Here is a 20692-nt window from a genome sequence, read left to right on the forward strand (position 1 = left end):
CTTAAAGCATTTTTATTTAAACTTTTTATCGCACTTTAACCGTTGTATCTACCCAGCCAGTATCCGGCTCACCGCCCATAGCTTTACGAGCTTCTGGTTTTGGTGGGCCAGCAATTCCCCATTGATCCATTAGATGTGGCACGCGTTTCCAAACTCGCGCTCTCCATTCGGCCTCATCTTCAATTGTTTCAAGATAACATGTATATTCCATGACAAATCCACCAAGATCTTGAAAATAACAAAAGATATTATTACCAGGACCGTGGCGACCCGGACCCCATAACTCACTTAGTCCAGCCTTCCTAACATTACTAATGCCTCGCATCAGCTCATCCACCGAATCAACCTCATAAGCAATATGATTAACCGAAGCGTGTACATCTTGATTAAATGCAATCGAGTGATGTTTTCGATTGCACCTTAAGAAGGACATTTGGTGCTCACTCCAATCCGTCACTTTGAATCCAAGCACATCTGTATAAAACTCCACAATCATATCTAAATCTTTTGTGTTCATAACTACATGGTTTAATTTCACGGGATCAACGTTTTTATTAGTCCAAATAGATGTTTGAACCTCTACCCAAGCGGAAAGTTCAATTACACGGTTTTCTGGATCAACAAATCGAAGTCCATATCCTCCACCGGCTTCATCCAAATAACCTGGCTCTTCAACAATATGTACACCTTTTGAATGTAAGATTTCTGCTGCACGATCCACTGCATTTTTATCAACCATTCCAAATGCGATATGATGTAAACCGCATTTATCCCCTTTTCGAAGGCTTAGTATATGATGTTCTGGACCTGCCCCTCGAAAATATGCAATATCATTGTCATCTGAACCAATTACACGATCTAACCCCCAAACCTTTTCGTAAAAATTCACTTGTTCGTCAAAGTTTGGAGTGATCAAACTTATATGTCTTAAATGAGTAATTCCTAGCATCAACAATCCCTCCCATTTATCAATATAAAGCGCTTTCTTTTATTAACTCTATTGAAAAAGGCAGCTGCAATTTATTCAAAATATGCAGCTGACCCTTTTTCAATTTTTTCAATTAACCTTTGATGATTGCTTCTCTTTCTTTAGCACGTTGTTTACGAAGTTCTTCAAGCGCGCTACCCTCTGGATAAGTTGGAAGGTTTGGTTTCACTGCGCCAAGCATAACTAACATACGTGCTTCAGTATCTCCATCATTTCGAATGCCTCGATGAACACCAGGAGGAGAACTGATACAATCTCTAGCATTTAATTTAATTTCATGTACTTCATCTTTATCAACCTCTTGAATTAAAGCAGTAACTTCTCCCTCAAGAATAAAAAATACTTCTTCTACATCATCGTGTAGATGTAAAGGTCCAATACAGCCAGGAGGTAGAACCATTGTACTTAATGTAAAATGTTCTGCTGTAATTACATTTGAATCATTATTCGCTGTCGCACCGCGTCCAATATAACGCATTTGAGCACGCTTATATCTCGGATCAATTTCCTCTTGAAACTTTAATACATTCCAATCTAGCGTACGGTCTTCTAAGCGAGCCACGTATTTTTTTTCAAATTCTTTAACTGAAAAAGTTTCATTTGTCATTTTAAAAATCCTCCCTGTATTGTTGTTCTTTTTTTAATCAAAATGTTTTGTATTTAACCATGAATTCGTTTTATATACAAAACAGTGTTTTATCTATAAAATAATTCTAGGACGGATTATTCTTTGTGTCAACATAGTTTTTAGAAAATTTCGATATGTCATAAAAGTTAAATATAAAAAATCATTGTATTTTCAAGGTTTATAACTAGTTTTTTTTGCAAAAAAAATATGGATTCCTTTAGTATGGAACCCATATTTTTAACTTGCACTATTTTATTTTGTTGAAACTCTGCCGTTGTAACCCATATAGTTTGATAGTAAAACAGAGACATCTAGAAGTTTAGGCAATGCAACTTTATTCATGAAATCTTCCTGATAAGATAATTCAGTTGCTACGATATTCAGTGCTGCTAATACCTTTCCAGTTCTACCGTATATTGGGGCAGCAATCGAATGAATACCTTGATGGAACTCTCCACTAGTCATAGAGTAGCCATTTTGACGTATTTTTTCTAATTGGTCCATAAACTCGCCAGGAGTCGTCAATGTCTTATCTGTATATGGTGTTAAATTTGTAACTTGAAACAGCTGCATAAGACTATCCTTTGGCTCGTATGCAAGAAGTAGCTTTCCATTTGCAGTTGCATGAGCTGGTAGTCTTAAACCAATATTGACATTGACTGCTGATACTCCTCTTACCGGAGCACTCCCTACATAAACTACCTCATGTCCATCTAAAATTGACAAATGACAAGAGGCACCTATTTCATCACGTAATGATTCCATATAAGGTTGTGCAATTTCAGGTATTTTCAAGCTATTTATATAACTAAAACCTAATTCAAGAACTTTAGGAGTTAACGAATATTGTTTCGTATTTTCATCCTGTGTTAAGTATCCAATCGACTGCAGTGTATAAAGTAATCGATAAGGTACTGTTCTGCTTACCCCTAACTTTTTTGCAATCTCTGAAAGTGACAAACTAGGATGTTCCTCATTAAAAAGCTTAATAATTTCTAGTCCTCTAACTAAAGAATTGGCGCTATATTTTTCTTTTTCTACATTATCCATCGAGCAAACCTCTCCTAATACATAGATTCAATTCTACTTTTGACTTATCGATTGTTTCTTTAAAAAGTTTAACACGGATTGATTAAATATTTTAGGATCTTCTTGATAACATAAATGCCCAGTATTTGGAACGATAACAAATTCCGAATTTGGAATCAACTCGTGAAATATTTGTGATTCACTTACTGGAGTTACTTGATCTAACTCCCCGCACATAACAAGTGTTGGTACAGATATTGAAGACAGAATCTCCATTTGGTTTAAGTTTGATAAAGAGTAGGAAACAGAACGATAACCAGATAGACGTACTTGTGACATTATACGCTCAGCCTCTTTTATAACCTCAGCTGATGCATTTGGCGCAAGTAATGCTTTTACTCTTTTTCTGGCTAGTTCACTTGGATGTAGATTTTCAATGGAGTTTAATCTATTTTGAAGTTTTGTCTCGTTTTCTTCTCTACTTAATCCAGCTGCTCCACGTGTTGCATCTGAAATAATTAACGCATCGACCATATGTGGAAAACGACTCGCAAAATCAATTGCAATTGCCGATCCCATTGAATGACCTAGTAAATAGATAGAATTTAGCCCTAGACTATCCAAAAACTCTTTAAGTACATTTGCAAACTCGGAAAAATCCCGAAACTCCTCTTTTAGATCGGAACTTCCACCATAACCTGGAGCATCCCAAACGATTACTCTATAATGTTCCTTCAATTCATTTAATTGATGCTTCCATGACTGAGAATTGTTTCCCAAACCATGTAAAATTACAAGGGCTTGTCCTTCACCAGATTCTTGATAGTGAATCGATAACTCTTTTAAATGACTAATTGGCATCCACAGTACCTCCACTCTATTTTCTTTACTCAAAGTCTACTAAACTGAATAATACATAGTGTTTCATATAAAAAACATGTTTTTCAACTTGAATTATAGATTTGTCAGAATTTAATGTCAATAACTCTATTTTTTTGTGGAAAGACAAATATTAGATCAGTGAAATAGAAAATAAAAACTGGAAAATTTTTCTGTAAAATCACAATTGACAAACTTTTCTAATTATTTTATCTTTAAAAGAGTTTCATTGTTAAAATACGAAACAGTGTTTTATATTTAAAACATTTACATTTTTTTGAAAGGAGTGAATCGAACAATTTAATGCAAAATTAAAGCGTGAAGTATCAAAACATATTTTTTGATCTTCATGTCTATTAGGTAAACGTAGTTTCTGCTTTTTCCTTCCAAATTTTAAACGCAATTACTTGATTTAAAAAGGAGAGAGAATTTTAATGCTACATAGACAAAAAAGATGGATTTTAATTGCTTTACCAATCTTTTTCTTTTGGTTCTTCGGACAAATTGATAAAGTTGGCATTTCTGTCATACAAACAGATCCAGAGTTTTTGAAAGCACTCGGAATGACTGGCATTGACAAAAATGCAAAAATTGGTCTTCTTTCATTTGTTTTTACAATCGCTTATGGAATTTCGAATCTATTTTGGGGATTCATTATTGATAAATTTGGTGCGAGAAAAACAGCTATAGCTGGATTATTTGTTTGGTCTCTTACTATGTTTTCATCTGGTCTCTCCACTACATATGAAGCATTTATTATAAGTCGTATTATTCTTGGATTTGGGGAAGGGATGATGATTCCTGTTTCAGGGAAATTTATTTCTGCTTGGTTCAACAAACGAGAGCTAGGGCGAGCTCAAGCTTCTTGGCTTACAGGTAACTATTTAGGACCAGCAATTGGGGCAGTCATATTAGTACTTGTTATCTCATCACTTCATTGGCAAGCTGCTTTCTTTTTGCTCGCTGGATTTAACTTTTTAATCAATATCCCAATGTTTATTTTTCTTACTAGAAATAAACCTGAGGACCATCCATGGGTTAGCAAGGAAGAGTTGGCTCTAATTCACCGTCCAGTAGAACCAATAGAACATCAAGTAAGTAGCTCCACTGGGAATAAAAACTTTATTCAAGATTATCGTTTTTGGATTGTATGGTTTGGTATGCTAGTCTGTTCTTTCCTATTCTTTGGAATAAGTATTTGGTTGCCAACATACTTGATCGAGGCAAAAGGTTTTGATCGTGAAGGTATGACAAGCATTACTTCTTTATCATGGTTATTTGCACTTGGATTTGTTCTCGCATGTGGTTTTCTTGCCGATAAAACAAGACGCCCAAGCTTAATGGCATCCATATTATTTTCACTAACTGCTATATTTTTAACAATAGCAGTTCTTGTTCCAAACCCAGTATTAGCAGGGTTATGCATGGGACTTGCTATGGGATGTCAAGGTGGCGTCTTCCATCTTAGTAATATGTTTTTAGTAAAATATTCAACACAAGAGACGGCAGGACGTGCAGCAGGCTTAATCGGATTTACAAACCTAATGGGTGGCTTTTCTAGCTATATCATGGGCTGGTTACGTGATTCATCAGGAGGCAATTTCACTACCTCAATTATTATGTTAATCATTACAGCTCTATTAGGATTGATCGCTTATCTATTTTCTATTAAAGAAGAAGCAACCGAACTACGCGCTGTTCCCTTACCTCCACAAAAAATAAATGCTTAATCCATAATTTTGAAAACGCTTTTATAATTAATAAAGAGAGAGCTTATAACGGGCTCTCTCTTTGAGTTGCAAAGTACTAAAAGCTTGATATTCAAACTGATTGCTAGCTCCTTTCAACAATCTGAGAAAATAAATAGACGATTACTATAGTAAAATGAATAATCTATAGTAATCGTCTATTCTATTACTTTTCTAAATCAATTTTAGTTCCAGGGCGGACAGTCCAGGAAGGATTTTTCCCTACTTTATCCCCTTCCTTTACCCCTTTAAGAATGGCAATATAATTCCCTTGTTTTTGGCCAGTTTTTACATTTTGTTTATAAATAGTTCCTTTTTTAAGTACATACACATATTTTGATTTTCCTGATCCTTTAACGCTCGTCTCAGGTATTGCTATCAAATCCTTTGATTGAACTACTACTTCAAGATTTGTTTCGTAGCCAGGATATAGATTCTCTTGTGAATCTAGCGTTGCTCTAAAAGTGTAATATGGTATAGCTTCTTTTTTGGAATTTTTATCTTGGTTGGTGGATTGCTCATTCATAGGATAGTTACTTACCTCTGAAATGCTTCCTTTCCAGTTCTTATCGGCAACAACCTTTGAAGTGACTTTAATTGCTTGTCCTGGCTCAACTTTTGCTTTCTCTTCTTCTGTTAGCTTTCCTTCAATTTGAAAAGGTTCGTTTGAAGCGATTTGCATAATTGAGATTTGTTGTTTATCTGTGGCTTTATAGCCTTGACCGATACTTTTGTTCAAATTAAGTACTACTCCATCACTATTACTGTTAACAGTTAATGATTCCTGTTGTGCTTTTAGCTTTTCAGCTTCAAGTGTATATTGCTCTACTTTTAGCTGTGCAGCATTAAGCTCATCCTTTGCAGTATTAAGTTCAGCTTGCAGCGATTGAATCTCTGGTGTATTTGTTGTATTTGTTGTATTTTTATCTGTATTATTTGCATCAGTTGTATTAGGTGTTGATGTTGACGCTGAAATAGCGTTTTGAATGTCTTTCTCTAATGATGCAATTTGGTCGTTTTTCTGCGTAACAGTTGTTTCTGCTAGCTTCTTATTTACTTCTGCTTGTCCTAGTTCAGCTGCTATAGTTGTATCTTCATAAGAAAAAAGTTTTTGCCCTTTAGTGACAGTATCTCCTTCTTTAACAAAAATCTCATTTATAGAACCTTTAGTTGGATTAACGTAAATTGTTTCAGTATGGCTTTGTACTACACGACCAGACACAGTTTCAATTTTCGTAAAACTTTTTACCGTTGGACTGATAAACTGTAATGTTTTAGATTTACTTTTTTTAATTTCTACCACCGCTACGCTAAGAACCACAGAAACGATTAAAAGAACAATGATCCCCATTAAAATAAATTTCTTCTGACGTGGCGTAATTGCTTTTACTTGTTCTTTTTCTTCGTCAATTCTTTTCGCCGTTTCCATAAAACTCTTGCCCCTTCCTTCTCTTGCCAAAAACTTAATACGACTTCTCCTATATCTATTGTCTATTGTTTTAAAAAGCGTTTCAAGGAGATTTTTTAGAAAATCATAAATATTTGATATGTTTTTTTTAATAAGCCTTTTATTTGTCCTTTTGAGTTGATTATTAGGTTGATTTGAGCAGATTTATATTATTTCAGAATACTCAAATTTTAATTCCAAAAAAATAATTTTATCGTTTATGTTTTAATTTTTACCAGAAAGAACGAATAATTAGTGTCTACTAAAAAAGTCACAGAATCCCTTGATAAATCTATGTATTTTCGCACATACTTTCATTAATTTAATTAAAATTCAGATTCTAGCAGCTTAAAATATAATATTTAAAACATTCATACTATTATTGCGTAGTATTATTGAACTATGTTACAATACAAAAAATATCTTTGTAGAATAGGATAATTTTTCCAATACCTAGGTCTATTAAAAAGTATTTCGTATACGCGTTAGAAAACGCTTACGAAAATTTCGAGGAATTAACAATCTTTCCACTTTCAATTTTGGGAATTAATACAACTCTCCCGTTGCAAATTGATTAGTTACTACGCACTCTTTTAAGCAGTGTGTATTTATTTACTAAAAATACAGATTATTCACAAAAAGGGGGAGTCTTTGGATGAATGCTTTTTTCAGGAAAAAGTCGATTGAACAGCTTCAACAGGATGGGGCTAAAAATACCGGACTTAACCGCGTTCTAGGTTTATGGCAACTGACTGCCATTGGTTTAGGCGGGATCATAGGTGTAGGTATTTTCGTATTAACCGGTGTAGCAGCGGCTGAACATGCTGGTCCGGCAGTTCTCTTATCGTTTATTATTGCTGGTTTAGCTAGCGCAGCAGCAGCATTGTGTTATGCAGAGTTTGCTGGATTAATACCGGTAGCCGGAAGTGCCTATACTTACAGTTATGCTGTTTTAGGAGAAGGTACAGCTTGGTTAATCGGGTGGGATTTGTTACTCGAGTATGCCTTAGTTGTTGCAGTAGTAGCCATTGGATGGTCTGGCTACATGCAAGAGTTTTTATTACAAATGGGAGTTCATATTCCTGTATGGGCTCAAGGCGCGCCTGGTACTGGAGCAGGTCACAAAGTTGACTTAATTGCCGTTTTAGTTAGTCTTGGAATTGCGGGCTTACTTACATTAGGAACTGAAATGGGTTCTAAATTTAATTCATTAATGGTTATCATCAAATTAGGAATTATTCTATTAGTTATTGGCGTTGGAAGTTTTCATATTAATACAGCTAACTGGCACCCATTCATGCCTTTTGGTTTTCATGGCGTAATGAGTGGAGCAGCTCTAGTATTCTTTGCTGTATTCGGATATGACACATTAACTACAGCAGCTGAAGAAGCAAAAAGACCGCAACGTGATTTACCACTTGCAGTTATCATATCATTAGCTGTCGCTTTATGTTTGTATGTTGCAATGTCACTTATTATTACAGGAATGGCTCCTTATGAAACACTTAATAACGCAGCACCTGTAGCAAAAGCTTTTAGTAATATTGGTATGAAGTGGATTACGTTAATCATTTCTGCCGCTGCAATTACTGGGATTCTATCAGTATTGTTCTCATTTATGCTTGCTGGATCACGTATTTGGTTCTCAATGAGTAGAGATGGTCTATTACCAAAATGGTTTACAAAATTACATCCTAAATATAAAACACCTTATCGTCCTACTTTAATAATTGGTTTAATTACGGCATTTGTAGCAGGTGTTACGCCAATTAACGAAGTTGCCGAATTAGTTAATATCGGAACGTTAACAGCATTTATTTTAATTTGTTCTTCTATTATTGTATTACGTATAAAACGTCCTGATTTAAAAAGAGGTTTCAAAACACCATTGGTACCGATTATTCCATTAATTGGGATAGGATTTTCTGCTTATCTAATCGCTAGTCTTCCAGGTATTACATTTATTCGTTTTATTGTCTGGATGGCTATAGGACTTGTTGTGTATGGTTTATATGGTAGGAAAAGAAGTACACTTGGTACTGCGAACAACAACAATAATAAAACTAAAATAAGCTAAAAAATTATAGAGACTATTAAAAAAGCCATTGCCACAAGGGAATTTATTTTCCTTGTGGTTTTTTTCGTTAATTCAAGTTTCCTATTTTCCAATAAATCCTGTTAAAAAACAAAAAGCATGTATCCGATTTCAAATCGAATACATACCCAAAATTTCCTAAATTCTAGTAAGCTATTAAATCAAAAAAGGCAGCATCCCAATGGATTCGCTGCCCTAAACATTTGTTTTATTTAAAAAACCTTGGTAAATATTCTTTATGAGCTTCTAGCATTTCGTCAACAATCGCTACAGCTACTTTATCATTTGCTACAAGCGGATTAATCGTCAATGCAAGAATAGCTTTTTCGCGACTTCCTTCTACCGCAGCATCAATTGCTGTTTGTTCGAAAGATTTAATCGTTTGTATTAGTCCTCGAACTGGAACTGGTAATTCCCCGATTGTCAGTGGAATTGGACCATCTTTTGTGATGACACAGCTAACTTCTACTGCTCCGTCATATGGTAAGCCTGAAATAGCTCCCTTGTTCATCGTGTTTAATGGTTGGATATCTCTCGTATCATTATAAATAGATGAAATTAAACGACAAGCCGCATCAGAATAATAAGCTCCACCACGTTTTTCTAACTCAGGTGGTTTTATATCTAGCGCTTCATCTTTATATTTTTCAAAAAGAGATGCTTCAATTTTTTGTACGACTTCTGCACGCGTTTCATTCGATTCAAAATCTTTTAATGCTCTTTCAAGCATTTCAGATGTTTTGTAATAGTAATGATGATAAGAACAAGGAATGACATTGACTGCTTTTAGGAATTCAGGTGCCCATTCTTCAGCATCTATATTTTTTACAAAACTAGCATTAGCAGGATCCATAATCATTTCAAGTACTTGCTCTTTTACACTAACTCCGTCTAAATAAACCTCTGTACCATATACCATATGATTTAGACCTGCAAAATCAATACGTACACGTGAATGATCTACGTTTAATAGTTTTGCAACACCCATTTCCATTCCGATCGGTATATTGCAAAGACCAATGAATCTCTTAATATTTGAATATCTTAATGCTGCTTCTGTAACCATACCTGCAGGGTTTGTAAAGTTAAGGATCCAAGCATTTGGACATAGCTCCTCAACTTCTTTACAAATATCCAAAATAACAGGAATTGTACGTAAGGCTTTAAACAAACCGCCTGCACCATTTGTTTCTTGTCCGATTACGCCATGTTTAAGTGGAATTCTTTCATCAAGTGCGCGTGCAGCTAGTTGTCCAACACGAAGCTGTGTTGTAACAAAATCAGCATCTTTTAGGGCCTCTCGACGATCATATGAAAGATGAATCTCCATTGGTACTCCTGCTTTTTTGACCATACGTTTTGCTAGTGCACCAACTGTTTCTAATTTTTCGCGTCCAGCTTCGACATCAACAAGCCACAGCTCAGTTACTGGGATTTGTTCATAGCGCTTAATAATTCCCTCAACCAATTCTGGCGTATAACTTGAGCCCCCACCTATTGTAACGATTTTAAATTTCTTTGACATTACTTTAGGCCCCTTTCATACATGTCAACGAACTCTTTTGCCAAGTCTTTTACAGTCATTGCATTCATTAAGTGATCTTGAGCATGAATCATTAAAAGTGAAATCTCCGTTGGAGTGCCACCAATCTCTGATTGAATAAGCGTTGTTTGGATATGGTGTGCCTCGTTTAATGCATCACCTGATTCTTTCAATTTCTTGCGAGCTAAATCGAAGTCTTGTTTTTTTGCTGCTTGAATCGCTTCCATTGCAGCACTTCGACCATTTCCCCCATGAAGAATCAGTGTAAAAATTTCCGTTTCATTTTTTACCATGAAACTGACCTCCTCTCTTTATTAATAAAAATTTTTTATCGTCATAACCCCACGGTTATTAATTTTCAAAGTTATAAACCTTTGAGGTATTCATCATATTTTTCTTGAGCAAAGATCAGAAAAGTCATTTCTCAACAATTACTACTTATTTTCAATTAAATTGATAGCTTGCTCTAGGATCGCTTCACCATCACACATGCCGTAATTCATCATATTAATTACTTCAACTGGAATGTTTTTCTCTTCACAGATTTCTTCCATTTCTTCTAAAAGGAAACGTACTTGTGGACCTAACAATAACACATCAGCTTCATCGATTTCTGAGCGAACAACTGATTCAGAAACTGCCCAAATGCGTGCTGAAATCCCTTTTGATTCAGCAACTTTTTCCATTTTAGAAACGATTAGACTTGTTGACATGCCTGCAGCGCAGCAAAGTAAGATATTCATGATGATTTCCTCTTTCTTTAGTAAGTTTTTTATATTTCATTCTTATTTATAACGACAAATCGACCGATTCGATCGTGAACAGCTAATGATTTTTTATTAGCAAACATACTAATAACTGATAAAAAGAACGGAAGACCTTGAAAAATAAACATCGTCAAAAATTTAAAGAAACTTCTAACAATCACTAGTAATACATAAGGAAGTATTCCCTTTTTATTATTAATGCGTGTTAACTTCAATCGAAAGATCTTCTTTCCAATTGTCGATCCTCTTAACAATAAGGTTGTTAAGACGTCATAACAAAAATAGATTATAAGCGATTGGAGAAATGCTTCATTAAAAAGAGCCATTACCTTTACAGCTGCTTCTTGACTAGCAGTTGATTTTTGAAGCTCAATCATATTTGCTAGAACTCCTGGAAAGTTTGGAAGTCCCGTGATTCGATACACAATTGACAAGATGATTGAAACAATTATTGCATCAATGACAAAGGCACCGATTCTTTTTAATCGAAACGAAGTTATAATTTTTTGTCGATTTTCCATAAGTTTAAGTCCCTTCTTCTAATCAATTATCCATCTATTTGCTTGGGAGAATTATTTACTAGCTTTCTCCATTTCTAAATTTTTCTTATCCCAAATTCGAATGAATGGGAACCAAATGATCGAAGCCACTGCAAAAGCTACCAATTGCATGACTACCCCCATAATCTTACCACCCGTCATTAGATAACCACTTATGAAATATGGGGTAGTCCATGGGATGATTGTTCCAGTTGTATGTGGGAAAATTCCCATTGCCGTACCAAAGTACGTTACTGTTAATACTGCTACTGGAGCTAGAATATAAGGAATCATCAAAAATGGATTTAAAACAATCGGAACACCAAACATAATTGGCTCATTAACGTTAAAGATAGATGGCCCAATTGCTAGACGTCCTACCTTCTTAAGAAGTTTTGACTTCGCTAAAAATGTCATATAGATTGCAACTGGTAAAGTAGCACCAGAACCACCCATCCAAATTCCATTCTCATAGAATGTATACGTAATGATATGTGGTAACGTTTTACCTGCTTTAAGTGCTTCTAAGTTTGCATCTGCATTTGTAATCCAAATTGGTTCCATAACAGACGTGATGATTGATGAACCGTGGATACCAAAACTCCATAAAAGGTGTTCCATTAAACATGCGACAAGTGTACCAACATAAGTTGAACCTAAAATCGTAAATGGCTGTGTCACAACTTTATGAACAAACGTTGCAAAATCTCCCCAACCAGTATGACTAAATCCGTATCGAACTAGTAAGAAGAAAAGGATAATCACAAAGCCAGGAATAAGAGCCGTAAATGAACGTGAAACTGTTGGCGGCACAGTATCTGGTAAAGTGATGATGATCTTCTTTTGTAAGAAGTAACGATAAATTTCAGCAGTAATAATTGCAATGATTAATCCAACAAACAAGTATTGAGCACCAAAAAGATCAGGTGACCATGCAGATACTGTTTCCTTACCATCTTTGAAAGTGCTCATAATATTAACAATTAAATAACTTGCTAATGCTAATACCCCAGCTGGAACTCCATCAATATTCTTTTTATCGACCTTATAACTACTTGCTAAGGAATACGCTACGCCAAATACTGCGACTAATGCGATAATCCCCATTGAACCGTTATAAACGATATCTCCAAAAGCATTCCAATTTTCGCCAAATACTTTTGACATGAAGTTTTGATACCAATCTGCTTCTAACCAAGCTACGATAATGAAAAATGAACCAATGATCATTAGTGGCATGGCAAACATAATACCGTCACGCAAAGCAAGTAAGTGTCTTTGATTACCTATTTTCGAAGCGATCGGTAAGAATTTTTTTTCAAAAAAGCTGCTGTTCATTTCGTTATCCCCTCTCTAAGGAATTAGGATCTTGGTAAATCAGTAATTCCCCATATACCAAGATCCCTTTTAGAATTTATTTCTATTTTAGATTTAAGATTTAAAACTTGAATTTAATAACAGTAGTGTAACTACCGTAAACTTTAACTTTTCCATCAAGAGTGAAAGCACGAACTTTAAAGTAGTACGTTTTACCTTTAACTAAACCTGTTGAAGTAAATGCTCCAGTTGTAGTTGTTTTTGTTGTTTGATCAGAGAAATCGCTTTTTGTAGCACGAACGATTTCATAACCAGAAACACCACTTAATCCAGTCCAATTTACTTTAATTGAAGTAGTACTTGCTTTCGTTGCTTTTAATCCTGTTGGTGTAGCAACAGTCCATTTTGCGTAAAGTGTTGTATTTGCTGTTACTTTATCAGTAACAAAGTTCCATGCAGTTTTAAGTCCTGCATCTTTGTACCATCCAACGAAGTTAAATCCTTTTTTCGTTGGGTTAGCTGGTTTCGCAATGATAGAATCATAGTTTCCTGTTATAGTAGCTACATTAGATCCACCTTTACTGTTAAATGTAACTGTGTATTTGTTAATACCCCATTTTGCATAAAGAGTAGTAGATGCTGTTACTTTATCGTTTGCAAAGTTCCATGCTTGTGTACATGAAGCATCTTTATACCAACCAAGGAATGTATATCCTGTTTTTGTTGGTGTTGGAGATGTAATCGCTTCATTGTATGTTGCAGTTACTGGATCAACTGCAGATCCACCTTGTGAATCAAATGATACTGTTTGTTTTGCATCTTTAGATACTGTGCGTACAAAAGTCATCACGTGGCTATCATTTGCAAATTGTGGATCTCCGTTCAATGTCATTCCAGAGTATACAATCGTTGCAGTGATGTTAGCTGGTTTATCAGTGTTGTACGTTACTTTTCCATCTGCATCAACAGCAACATCGTCTGGTGAAGATGATTCGTAACTAACTTCTACAAATTTGTTTCCGTCTGTATTCAATCCTTTTTCAGCCATTGCATCTTTTAACCAAGTTGGGTATGCAAATGAGTTCTTGTCAAGCTCAGTAGGAGCAATTTTTTCAGCTGACTTCATTGGATCAACAACTTTGATTGTGTAAGTGATTTTTTTCGGTGTTCTAAAGAATCCGTCGATCACATATGCCGAAACTGTACAAGTTCCTGGTTTTAACGCAGTTGCGTATGAACCATAGTACTCGCCATTTACACTTAAGTCGGTTGGCTTTACGTTACCTTCATCACCATAAGTTGCTAGATTTCTTAGGTCGATAACTTGAGAAACATTTGATTCAGCATTGATTTGAGAAGGTAGTCCATTGCTGTATCCTGCTTGATCCCAAGCATTCGTTGCCCAAGACACATTTCTAACATAGCCCGTTGTTTTTGCATCAAGCTTAACCGAGTCACCCACATTAATGGTAAATGTATGTGAATCTTCATTATATTTCGCATGAGGATTCATCTTTGCAATGTTCGTTGGATAACTTAAGCTTTCTGTACCATTGTTTACTGGTGCAGTAACTTTTGATCCTAACTCTTCTACATTAGCAGCATCTTCAGGGTTTTGAGTGATCCAGTAAGGCATTGAGATTACAGTTGAAGATTCCATTGTTCTGCTGTTACCAGAGTCAATTGTTCTACGATCCATCGTTCCGAAAATGTTTGTATTGTATTTAGACATCATTACTTCATCACGTGGAATTAATTGGTCAGCCATAAGATTTGGTGCTACATGTGTTACGTCATTTCTGTTTGCAGAAAGAACATCCCAGTTCATGAAATTATTAGGAATACGTGTCATTTGCCATTCTGAACCTGCAAGATCAACTTGTGCATTTCCGATATCAATTCCTTTTGCTTTCAATGCACCTAGTGAAGCTGCGTAGAAAGTTGTCATGAATGGATTTTTCTCTCTCTTTTCGTTTGTCCACCATTGGTTCATACCTTCTAAGATTTCGTCACCGTTAAACTTATCTGCATGATGAGATAATGTGTAGTATGCTAAAGCTTCTTCTTCTTCATCAGAGTAATTCATATATGATTCATGAGTTACACCGCTTACACCGATATCATCACCATTATGAGCAGCAATACCAAAGTATCTTGCAAGATATTGTAATGTCATATCAAGCATCGATTTTGAATTGTGTGTTTTTGGATATCTTACTTCAAATTCATTGTGCTCATTTGCCTTTGTTGACGCTTTTTCACCATTCATTACTTTATACTCGTTTGCATAATCAAGTGGTTCAGCAATATTAATTTTTTGAGCTTTTAGTATTTCTCTTTCAGTGTCACTATATCCACCTAAATCTCTTGCAACTACAAGTGCTTGTAACAGTAATTGTGCATTTAATGGACCATCTTCATAGTCTGCGTCTCTTCCCCATGCATCCTTATTACCATCAAGGTATTCAGGGTTTAAATTTGCCCATCTAGTTGGAGCATTTGGAACGTTTAATCCATTTCCACGAATCGTTCCCTCATTAAAACGAGATTCAGTTGGGTTCTCGCCGTTAACAGTCAGTTGGAAATAGTTGTTTAGCATTAACGCATTTGTGTGATTAATCATATTATTTTTAATTAACGCTGCTAGTTCTGGATCCTCATCTTTAAATGCTTTATATGCTAGATCAAGTGTAAAATAATGACCTACTAATTCATCTGTAGATGTTGTTGCTTTGTAAACAACTTTATTTGAGTCTAATGCTTTTGTATCATCATCAAAACCTTCATTTTGGTCTGCAAATATTTCTGTTAAACGTGGAGGTACTGCAACTGTGTCATAAGCTTTAAGAGCATTATTAGTTCCATTTTTGAAAGTTCCTGGCACGTTATAGTAAACTGTATCTCCATTTATATCTGTAGTTTGTCCTGCCTTCTTTTTAATCCATGCATTATCCCAAGTCTCTGCTTCTGGAACTGTAGCGCCGTTATTACTTGTTTTAACCTTGTACGATCTAGCAAAGAAACCAGATGAAGCAGGTTTTTTTGTGTGATCTAATGTATACTTACCATTTTCATCAACGTAAACTGGCTTTCCTTCGTTCTCTGCAAGCCACGTTTTTGCTTCATCGATCGTTGATACGTTTCCACCGTAAGAGTTAACAACATACACATAGTCGTTTACATTGTTTTTAGATGTAACTTTTAATTGTGTACCTGATATATAACCAAGAGTTACAATTGATTCAACTGCACGAATAGCAGATGCTTTTGCATCTTTTGTTCTTTCATCAGATGCTCCGAAGTTTTCCTTCATGTAGTTATATCTCCAGATTTCGCCAGAAGCATACATTGTCGTCCAAAGACCATCATTGTCTGTATCACCCGTTGCTCTAGCAGCGTCTTTATCAGCTGTCATAAGTGCTTTTACCATGTCCGCTGTAGAAGAGAAAGACATACTACCTGATTGGAATCCAAATCTGTCCGTATAGTTTCTAGAAACCTCTGTTTGTAGTAAAGATTTACCCATTAGTGACATTTGTTTTCTAACGATATGCGTTGCATTACCTTTTTCACCTAGAACCCAAAGTCCATTATTACCATCAGGCATAATGTTGGTAATCACTTCTTTGGCGTTAAAAGTTGCAGCCGCACCAGAATTATTAGTACCAGAACCTGAAGATTCACCAGTTTGAGGAATATATCTTCCTCCTTGTAGATACTGAATTTGATCTGCTGGTGCTAAGTTTGGATCATAAAGTGTAATTGCATCAGATACGATACCAGTAATTACTCCATGAGCTTTTTCATCACCAAGAATAATTTTATCGTTTGACTTGATTAAAGTATCCTTTGAAACCAACCATTTTACGCCACTTTCTCCATTTACATAGCCAACATAGCTCTTAGATGGGAATTTAGCTCCTGATGGTGCAGTAGGAATATTTGTTGTTTCCCATTTTGAATCTTTTAGAGCAGCCGGAATATTTGAATCTCCAGCGTTATAATAGTAAACTACCTTTTCAAGATTAGTAGATGACTGTGTCTCACTTACAGTAACGGTAATATTCACAGTTGTTGCATTACCACTCGTATCTACTCCAGTACCAGTGATTCTTGCTGTACCACCAGATACCCCTAAAATCTTTCCGCTATAATCACCTTTTGCGTTTCCAATCATATCAACATATGCAACATATGGATCAGATGTTGTCCATTTTACTGGCTTCGTTGTATCTAAATTAGCTGGTTTTGCATGAGTGATCTGTGTCGTTGTCATATAAATCTTAGTACCAGTTGAAATAGTAGCTACAGTAGATTGAGTTGAAATAGTAGGAGCAGCATTAACTACTACACTATTAAAAGTACCTGCAAACATTGATGCTGCTAGTACAGAAGCTGGAAGTGCTCTACCTAAAAACCATTTATTTCTTTTCATTTATCTTCCTCCAAAGTAATTTATTTAATTAATTTTCTAATCGAAGAACATCTTTTTTTAATAAGTAACCGTTTTCAAGATTATCTAAAAAGGACAAATGATAGCATGAAGTTGATTCGTTTCTATTAGCGATCATCCTACTAATTTTGTTTGTTAGAATGATCGCTAAACTGCTACGAACCATATTGAAACAGGATCTTTGAAATTTCATATTGAAAATCGTTAAAATTATTTGATTTTAATACTTTCTGCTTCGTCTCGGGGTGGTCCATTAAATGTAAAAATAATCGACTTAACTCTTTGTGTAAAAACAAGTCTCCGGCACGAAGATTAATTAAAAATAAGATTTGTACAACTTTCCCATCGATTGTTGGCGGATTTTTAAAAATCACCACACTGATTGAATCCTGAATCGCAACCATTTTTAATGCATGTGGCGCAGCAATTCCATTTTGCAGTATCGTCGATATTTTTTCTTCACGGTCGACAACTAAAGCTGGATAGTTAGGTGCTGCAAATCCTAGTTCAACAACGCTTTTTGCCTTTTCTTTAATAAAGGCTTTGTAGTCAAACGACTCTTTGCTTTCTTCTATATAAAACAAATCTGTATGAAATAAAGATAAAAGTGTTGGTACATCTTCTTTAACTTTATTAGCCGGGTATCTAGTAAGCGTACGACGAATTCTTTGGACATCCGTTTCAGTTAGTATTGGTGCTACTTGAATATACGGAATCGAAATATTGTCAAATGGAATCGAAGTCGATGAAACTAATAAGTCATAATCTTCTAAATTTAATGATTGAAGCTCACTATACAAAACGACATCAATTTTTGCCCCTTGGAAAAGTGTCTCAAGTTTCATTTTCATTAAATCAGCCGACCCTGCTCCTAATCCGTAAGATAGTAGAATTTCTTTGTAGGAGCTTAATTGTTTTTGCTTCTCCCTTTCCACGTGAGCTGCTAAATGCATTGTAATATAACCCATTTCGTCACTAGAAAGTTCGAACCCCCATATTTCCTTTATCATTTCAGAGAAATTTAAAGCAATCATAAACACGTCCGAATACCTACTATAAACATCATCTATTAATGGATTCGTAAGCTTTAAATTAAAATATAATCTTCTTAACAATGGATACATATGCATGATCATCGTATTTAAAAGTTGCTGATCACCTGAAAACTGAGTTAAGAATGTTTGATCTAATCTTTCTAAACAATTCATTAGTTTTTGTTTTAAGTCATTTTTTTCATGTTCCTCAATATCGTCTACACTCGATTTACCACTTATATGAGCAGCTAAATAGATTATTTCACTCTCTGGTAATACGACATGATATAGTTCAGAAAGAATTTCACAAATTCTCTTTGCTATATTCATAAACGACGGTTTAATTAGAGAAACATCTAACTTTTTTTCTTGATTAGGCAAGATAAAGTTGTGTTGAGTTACTCGAAACGAGAGTACTTGGATATGCACTAAAATATTCTCAAGTGCAAAATAACTTAATTTCAATTGATTATTCTGTACTTCTTCACTCAAAACAGCTCGGATTTCCTCAAACGGAAACGCTTTCTCAAAAGTTTGATAATTTGACTTCTTTAATAATCCTGTTTCTTTTTGACTTAAGAAGTAGGAAAACGCTCTTCTAAAATTCGTTTCATCCCCAAGTAAACGAACTCCGTAACGTGATTTTGTTTCTACTTTTAATTCAAAAATCCTTACTTGCTTTTCAACTTCAATCATGTCGGTAAAAACTGTCGATCTGCTAATCATTAGACTATCAGCAAACATATCGATCGTTTGAAACTCTGTCGTTTGAAGCAAAAGCATAATAATATTATTCACTCGAACACGAGGTAAATCTGGTGCCAATGCCCCGTCTATTTCTTTCATATATGTTTGGACCAACTCTTGGTTTTCTATATGAAGTAAATAGCCCTCACCACGTTTTTTCTGAATCACAAATCCAGACTTTTCTCCAATCGCGTTTAATTCTTTTAATTCATTTCGCAGTGTACGATTTGAAATGGCGAATTCTGATTCAAGTTCCTGTGAAGTTAGTGATTTTCCTTTTTGATACAAATATTGCAAAATTAAATCTCTTCGCATACATTACCTCACCACCCCTAGATGCCTAATCTAGTATTTTAAGTTTACTTTCCATCAAATCTATTTAACAGTTTGAATTTTTCCAATATAGTTCGCAATTTAAAACAAATACGTCTAGTTCATATGTCATATATACTTACAATGCTATAATACGACCTAAGTCCTACTACAAAATACAGGAACATTTTACTAGCACCAATCGTTTCTAATTCTTTTGTATACAAAAAAAATCCTTATCTTAGCATAAAAGCACTAAGATCAAGGATTTTGGCTGTTTATTGTTTTAAGCATTTCTTAACAATGTATTAGAAATTCTGTAAGACAAGGTTAACACTTTATGCCGTTCAAACGTGAAAAAGCGCTCCCATAAACTGGGAACGCAAAAGCGAGCCAATAAGTACGATAAATCTTTTAGAGATTCGATTAATTATTAAACACCATAATACTTAGCAAACAACTCTTTATTCCATTCATCTCCACCATCTACATTCGAACTTTTAAACACAGGTGGTTTTAATCCAGCTTGATGATATTTTTTTGCTAATAATATAGAAATTGATTGAGCAACAAAGGCTCCAGCCATTGTGGAAGTTGCCCCCATACCTGTATTTGCTTCATCTACATAAAAGGCAGCATCTCCAGGTCCGGTGCAATTATCTATGACTACATCACTAAAATCGCAAAGATATTTTCCGCTACTATGTCTTGATTTTGAGCCTTCTGGATGATTTGGATTTGTAAAAGCAATTACCTTTGCACCGCATTCCTGTGTCATTTTTGCAAGTTCAACAGTCATTCCATTTCTTCCCGAATTGGAAGCAATCACAAGAATATCCTTTGAGCTTATTTTGTATAAATCAAAAATTACTTTTGCATAAGCTTCTATTCGTTCGATCACAGTACTTTTTAATGGATGGTCATGTAAAAAAAACTCATTCGGCAAAATTGGAGAGACTCCCGCAAATCCACCCGCTCTTACATAAAATTCTTCTGCAAACATATGTGAATGACCCGAACCAGTAACAAGGAAGCGACCACCATTTTGAATGGCTTCAAAAATACAAGTTGCTGCATGGTCAATGTTATGATTCTGTGTCGTATATAGTTTTTCGAGATTTGCCATCACATACTTATAATAATTCTCCATAAATGAATACCTTCTT

The 20692-nt window shown here is 35.1% G+C and carries 15 protein-coding genes; 2 read left to right on the forward strand and 13 right to left on the reverse strand.

Going from position 1 to position 20692, the window contains the following annotated elements:
* Positions 1-25: 25 nt before the first annotated feature.
* From ABEY15_RS04705 to ABEY15_RS04720, 4 genes are all read right to left on the reverse strand, one after another.
* Positions 26-949, reverse strand: a complete 924-nt coding sequence (locus ABEY15_RS04705; RefSeq protein ID WP_429888771.1) for a VOC family protein — start codon at positions 947-949, stop codon at positions 26-28.
* 112 nt (positions 950-1061) lie between these two features.
* Positions 1062-1595 carry a cupin domain-containing protein gene (locus tag ABEY15_RS04710; RefSeq protein ID WP_429888772.1) on the reverse strand — a complete coding sequence of 178 codons (534 nt, stop codon included), beginning with the start codon at positions 1593-1595 and terminating at the stop codon, positions 1062-1064.
* Positions 1596-1868: 273 nt separating this feature from the next.
* Positions 1869-2666 (reverse strand): IclR family transcriptional regulator, encoded by a 798-nt coding sequence (locus ABEY15_RS04715; RefSeq protein WP_429888773.1) that lies wholly within the window; start codon positions 2664-2666, stop codon positions 1869-1871.
* Between the two features lie 33 nt (positions 2667-2699).
* Complete coding sequence (locus ABEY15_RS04720) at positions 2700-3506, reverse strand: alpha/beta fold hydrolase (protein WP_429888774.1); 807 nt, start codon at positions 3504-3506, stop codon at positions 2700-2702.
* 452 nt (positions 3507-3958) lie between these two features.
* On the opposite strand from ABEY15_RS04720, the gene ABEY15_RS04725 reads away from it, so the two are divergent.
* The gene (locus tag ABEY15_RS04725; protein ID WP_429888776.1) at positions 3959-5254 is read left to right on the forward strand and encodes an MFS transporter; all 1296 of its coding nucleotides are present in this window, start codon (positions 3959-3961) and stop codon (positions 5252-5254) included.
* A 184-nt stretch (positions 5255-5438) separates the two neighbouring features.
* Here ABEY15_RS04725 and ABEY15_RS04730 read toward each other — a convergent pair whose 3' ends face one another.
* On the reverse strand, positions 5439-6701 hold the full coding sequence (locus ABEY15_RS04730) for an efflux RND transporter periplasmic adaptor subunit (protein ID WP_429888778.1): 1263 nt from the start codon (positions 6699-6701) through the stop codon (positions 5439-5441).
* 673 nt (positions 6702-7374) lie between these two features.
* Here ABEY15_RS04730 and ABEY15_RS04735 point away from each other — a divergent pair.
* Complete coding sequence (locus ABEY15_RS04735) at positions 7375-8796, forward strand: amino acid permease (protein ID WP_429888780.1); 1422 nt, start codon at positions 7375-7377, stop codon at positions 8794-8796.
* Between the two features lie 226 nt (positions 8797-9022).
* On the opposite strand, the gene ABEY15_RS04740 is transcribed toward ABEY15_RS04735, so the two are convergent.
* From ABEY15_RS04740 to ABEY15_RS04775, 8 genes are all read right to left on the reverse strand, one after another.
* Positions 9023-10339: a 6-phospho-beta-glucosidase gene (locus ABEY15_RS04740; RefSeq protein ID WP_429888782.1), complete on the reverse strand. Its 1317-nt coding sequence runs from the start codon at positions 10337-10339 to the stop codon at positions 9023-9025.
* Positions 10339-10650, reverse strand: a complete 312-nt coding sequence (locus ABEY15_RS04745; protein ID WP_097974004.1) for a PTS lactose/cellobiose transporter subunit IIA — start codon at positions 10648-10650, stop codon at positions 10339-10341. The genes ABEY15_RS04740 and ABEY15_RS04745 overlap by 1 nt, the downstream gene beginning before the upstream one ends.
* Positions 10651-10791: 141 nt before the next feature.
* Positions 10792-11100: a PTS sugar transporter subunit IIB gene (locus ABEY15_RS04750; RefSeq protein WP_429888784.1), complete on the reverse strand. Its 309-nt coding sequence runs from the start codon at positions 11098-11100 to the stop codon at positions 10792-10794.
* A 29-nt stretch (positions 11101-11129) separates the two neighbouring features.
* Complete coding sequence (locus tag ABEY15_RS04755) at positions 11130-11645, reverse strand: RDD family protein (protein WP_429888786.1); 516 nt, start codon at positions 11643-11645, stop codon at positions 11130-11132.
* Between the two features lie 51 nt (positions 11646-11696).
* Positions 11697-13001 carry a PTS cellobiose transporter subunit IIC gene (celB, locus tag ABEY15_RS04760; protein WP_025568869.1) on the reverse strand — a complete coding sequence of 435 codons (1305 nt, stop codon included), beginning with the start codon at positions 12999-13001 and terminating at the stop codon, positions 11697-11699.
* Between the two features lie 100 nt (positions 13002-13101).
* Entirely contained in the window at positions 13102-17415 is a 4314-nt protein-coding gene (locus ABEY15_RS04765) for an InlB B-repeat-containing protein (RefSeq protein WP_429888788.1), read from the reverse strand.
* A gap of 173 nt (positions 17416-17588) precedes the next feature.
* Positions 17589-19529 carry a BglG family transcription antiterminator gene (locus ABEY15_RS04770; protein ID WP_429888789.1) on the reverse strand — a complete coding sequence of 647 codons (1941 nt, stop codon included), beginning with the start codon at positions 19527-19529 and terminating at the stop codon, positions 17589-17591.
* A gap of 430 nt (positions 19530-19959) precedes the next feature.
* Positions 19960-20676 (reverse strand): SIS domain-containing protein, encoded by a 717-nt coding sequence (locus ABEY15_RS04775; protein WP_429888791.1) that lies wholly within the window; start codon positions 20674-20676, stop codon positions 19960-19962.
* Positions 20677-20692: the final 16 nt, after the last annotated feature.

This window comes from Gottfriedia acidiceleris, from assembly GCF_050457485.1.
Taxonomy (GTDB): Bacteria; Bacillota; Bacilli; order Bacillales; family Bacillaceae_G; genus Gottfriedia; species Gottfriedia acidiceleris_D.

Excerpts from the sequence above, each read along its gene's own strand:
- ABEY15_RS04705 (WP_429888771.1), bottom strand. The coding sequence starts at position 949 with ATGCTAGGAATTACTCATTTAAGACATATAAGTTTGATCACTCCAAAC.
- ABEY15_RS04710 (WP_429888772.1), bottom strand. The coding sequence starts at position 1,595 with ATGACAAATGAAACTTTTTCAGTTAAAGAATTTGAAAAAAAATACGTG.
- ABEY15_RS04715 (WP_429888773.1), bottom strand. The coding sequence starts at position 2,666 with ATGGATAATGTAGAAAAAGAAAAATATAGCGCCAATTCTTTAGTTAGA.
- ABEY15_RS04720 (WP_429888774.1), bottom strand. The coding sequence starts at position 3,506 with ATGCCAATTAGTCATTTAAAAGAGTTATCGATTCACTATCAAGAATCT.
- ABEY15_RS04725 (WP_429888776.1), top strand. The coding sequence starts at position 3,959 with ATGCTACATAGACAAAAAAGATGGATTTTAATTGCTTTACCAATCTTT.
- ABEY15_RS04730 (WP_429888778.1), bottom strand. The coding sequence starts at position 6,701 with ATGGAAACGGCGAAAAGAATTGACGAAGAAAAAGAACAAGTAAAAGCA.
- ABEY15_RS04735 (WP_429888780.1), top strand. The coding sequence starts at position 7,375 with ATGAATGCTTTTTTCAGGAAAAAGTCGATTGAACAGCTTCAACAGGAT.
- ABEY15_RS04740 (WP_429888782.1), bottom strand. The coding sequence starts at position 10,339 with ATGTCAAAGAAATTTAAAATCGTTACAATAGGTGGGGGCTCAAGTTAT.
- ABEY15_RS04745 (WP_097974004.1), bottom strand. The coding sequence starts at position 10,650 with ATGGTAAAAAATGAAACGGAAATTTTTACACTGATTCTTCATGGGGGA.
- ABEY15_RS04750 (WP_429888784.1), bottom strand. The coding sequence starts at position 11,100 with ATGAATATCTTACTTTGCTGCGCTGCAGGCATGTCAACAAGTCTAATC.
- ABEY15_RS04755 (WP_429888786.1), bottom strand. The coding sequence starts at position 11,645 with ATGGAAAATCGACAAAAAATTATAACTTCGTTTCGATTAAAAAGAATC.
- celB (WP_025568869.1), bottom strand. The coding sequence starts at position 13,001 with ATGAACAGCAGCTTTTTTGAAAAAAAATTCTTACCGATCGCTTCGAAA.
- ABEY15_RS04765 (WP_429888788.1), bottom strand. The coding sequence starts at position 17,415 with ATGAAAAGAAATAAATGGTTTTTAGGTAGAGCACTTCCAGCTTCTGTA.
- ABEY15_RS04770 (WP_429888789.1), bottom strand. The coding sequence starts at position 19,529 with ATGCGAAGAGATTTAATTTTGCAATATTTGTATCAAAAAGGAAAATCA.
- ABEY15_RS04775 (WP_429888791.1), bottom strand. The coding sequence starts at position 20,676 with ATGGAGAATTATTATAAGTATGTGATGGCAAATCTCGAAAAACTATAT.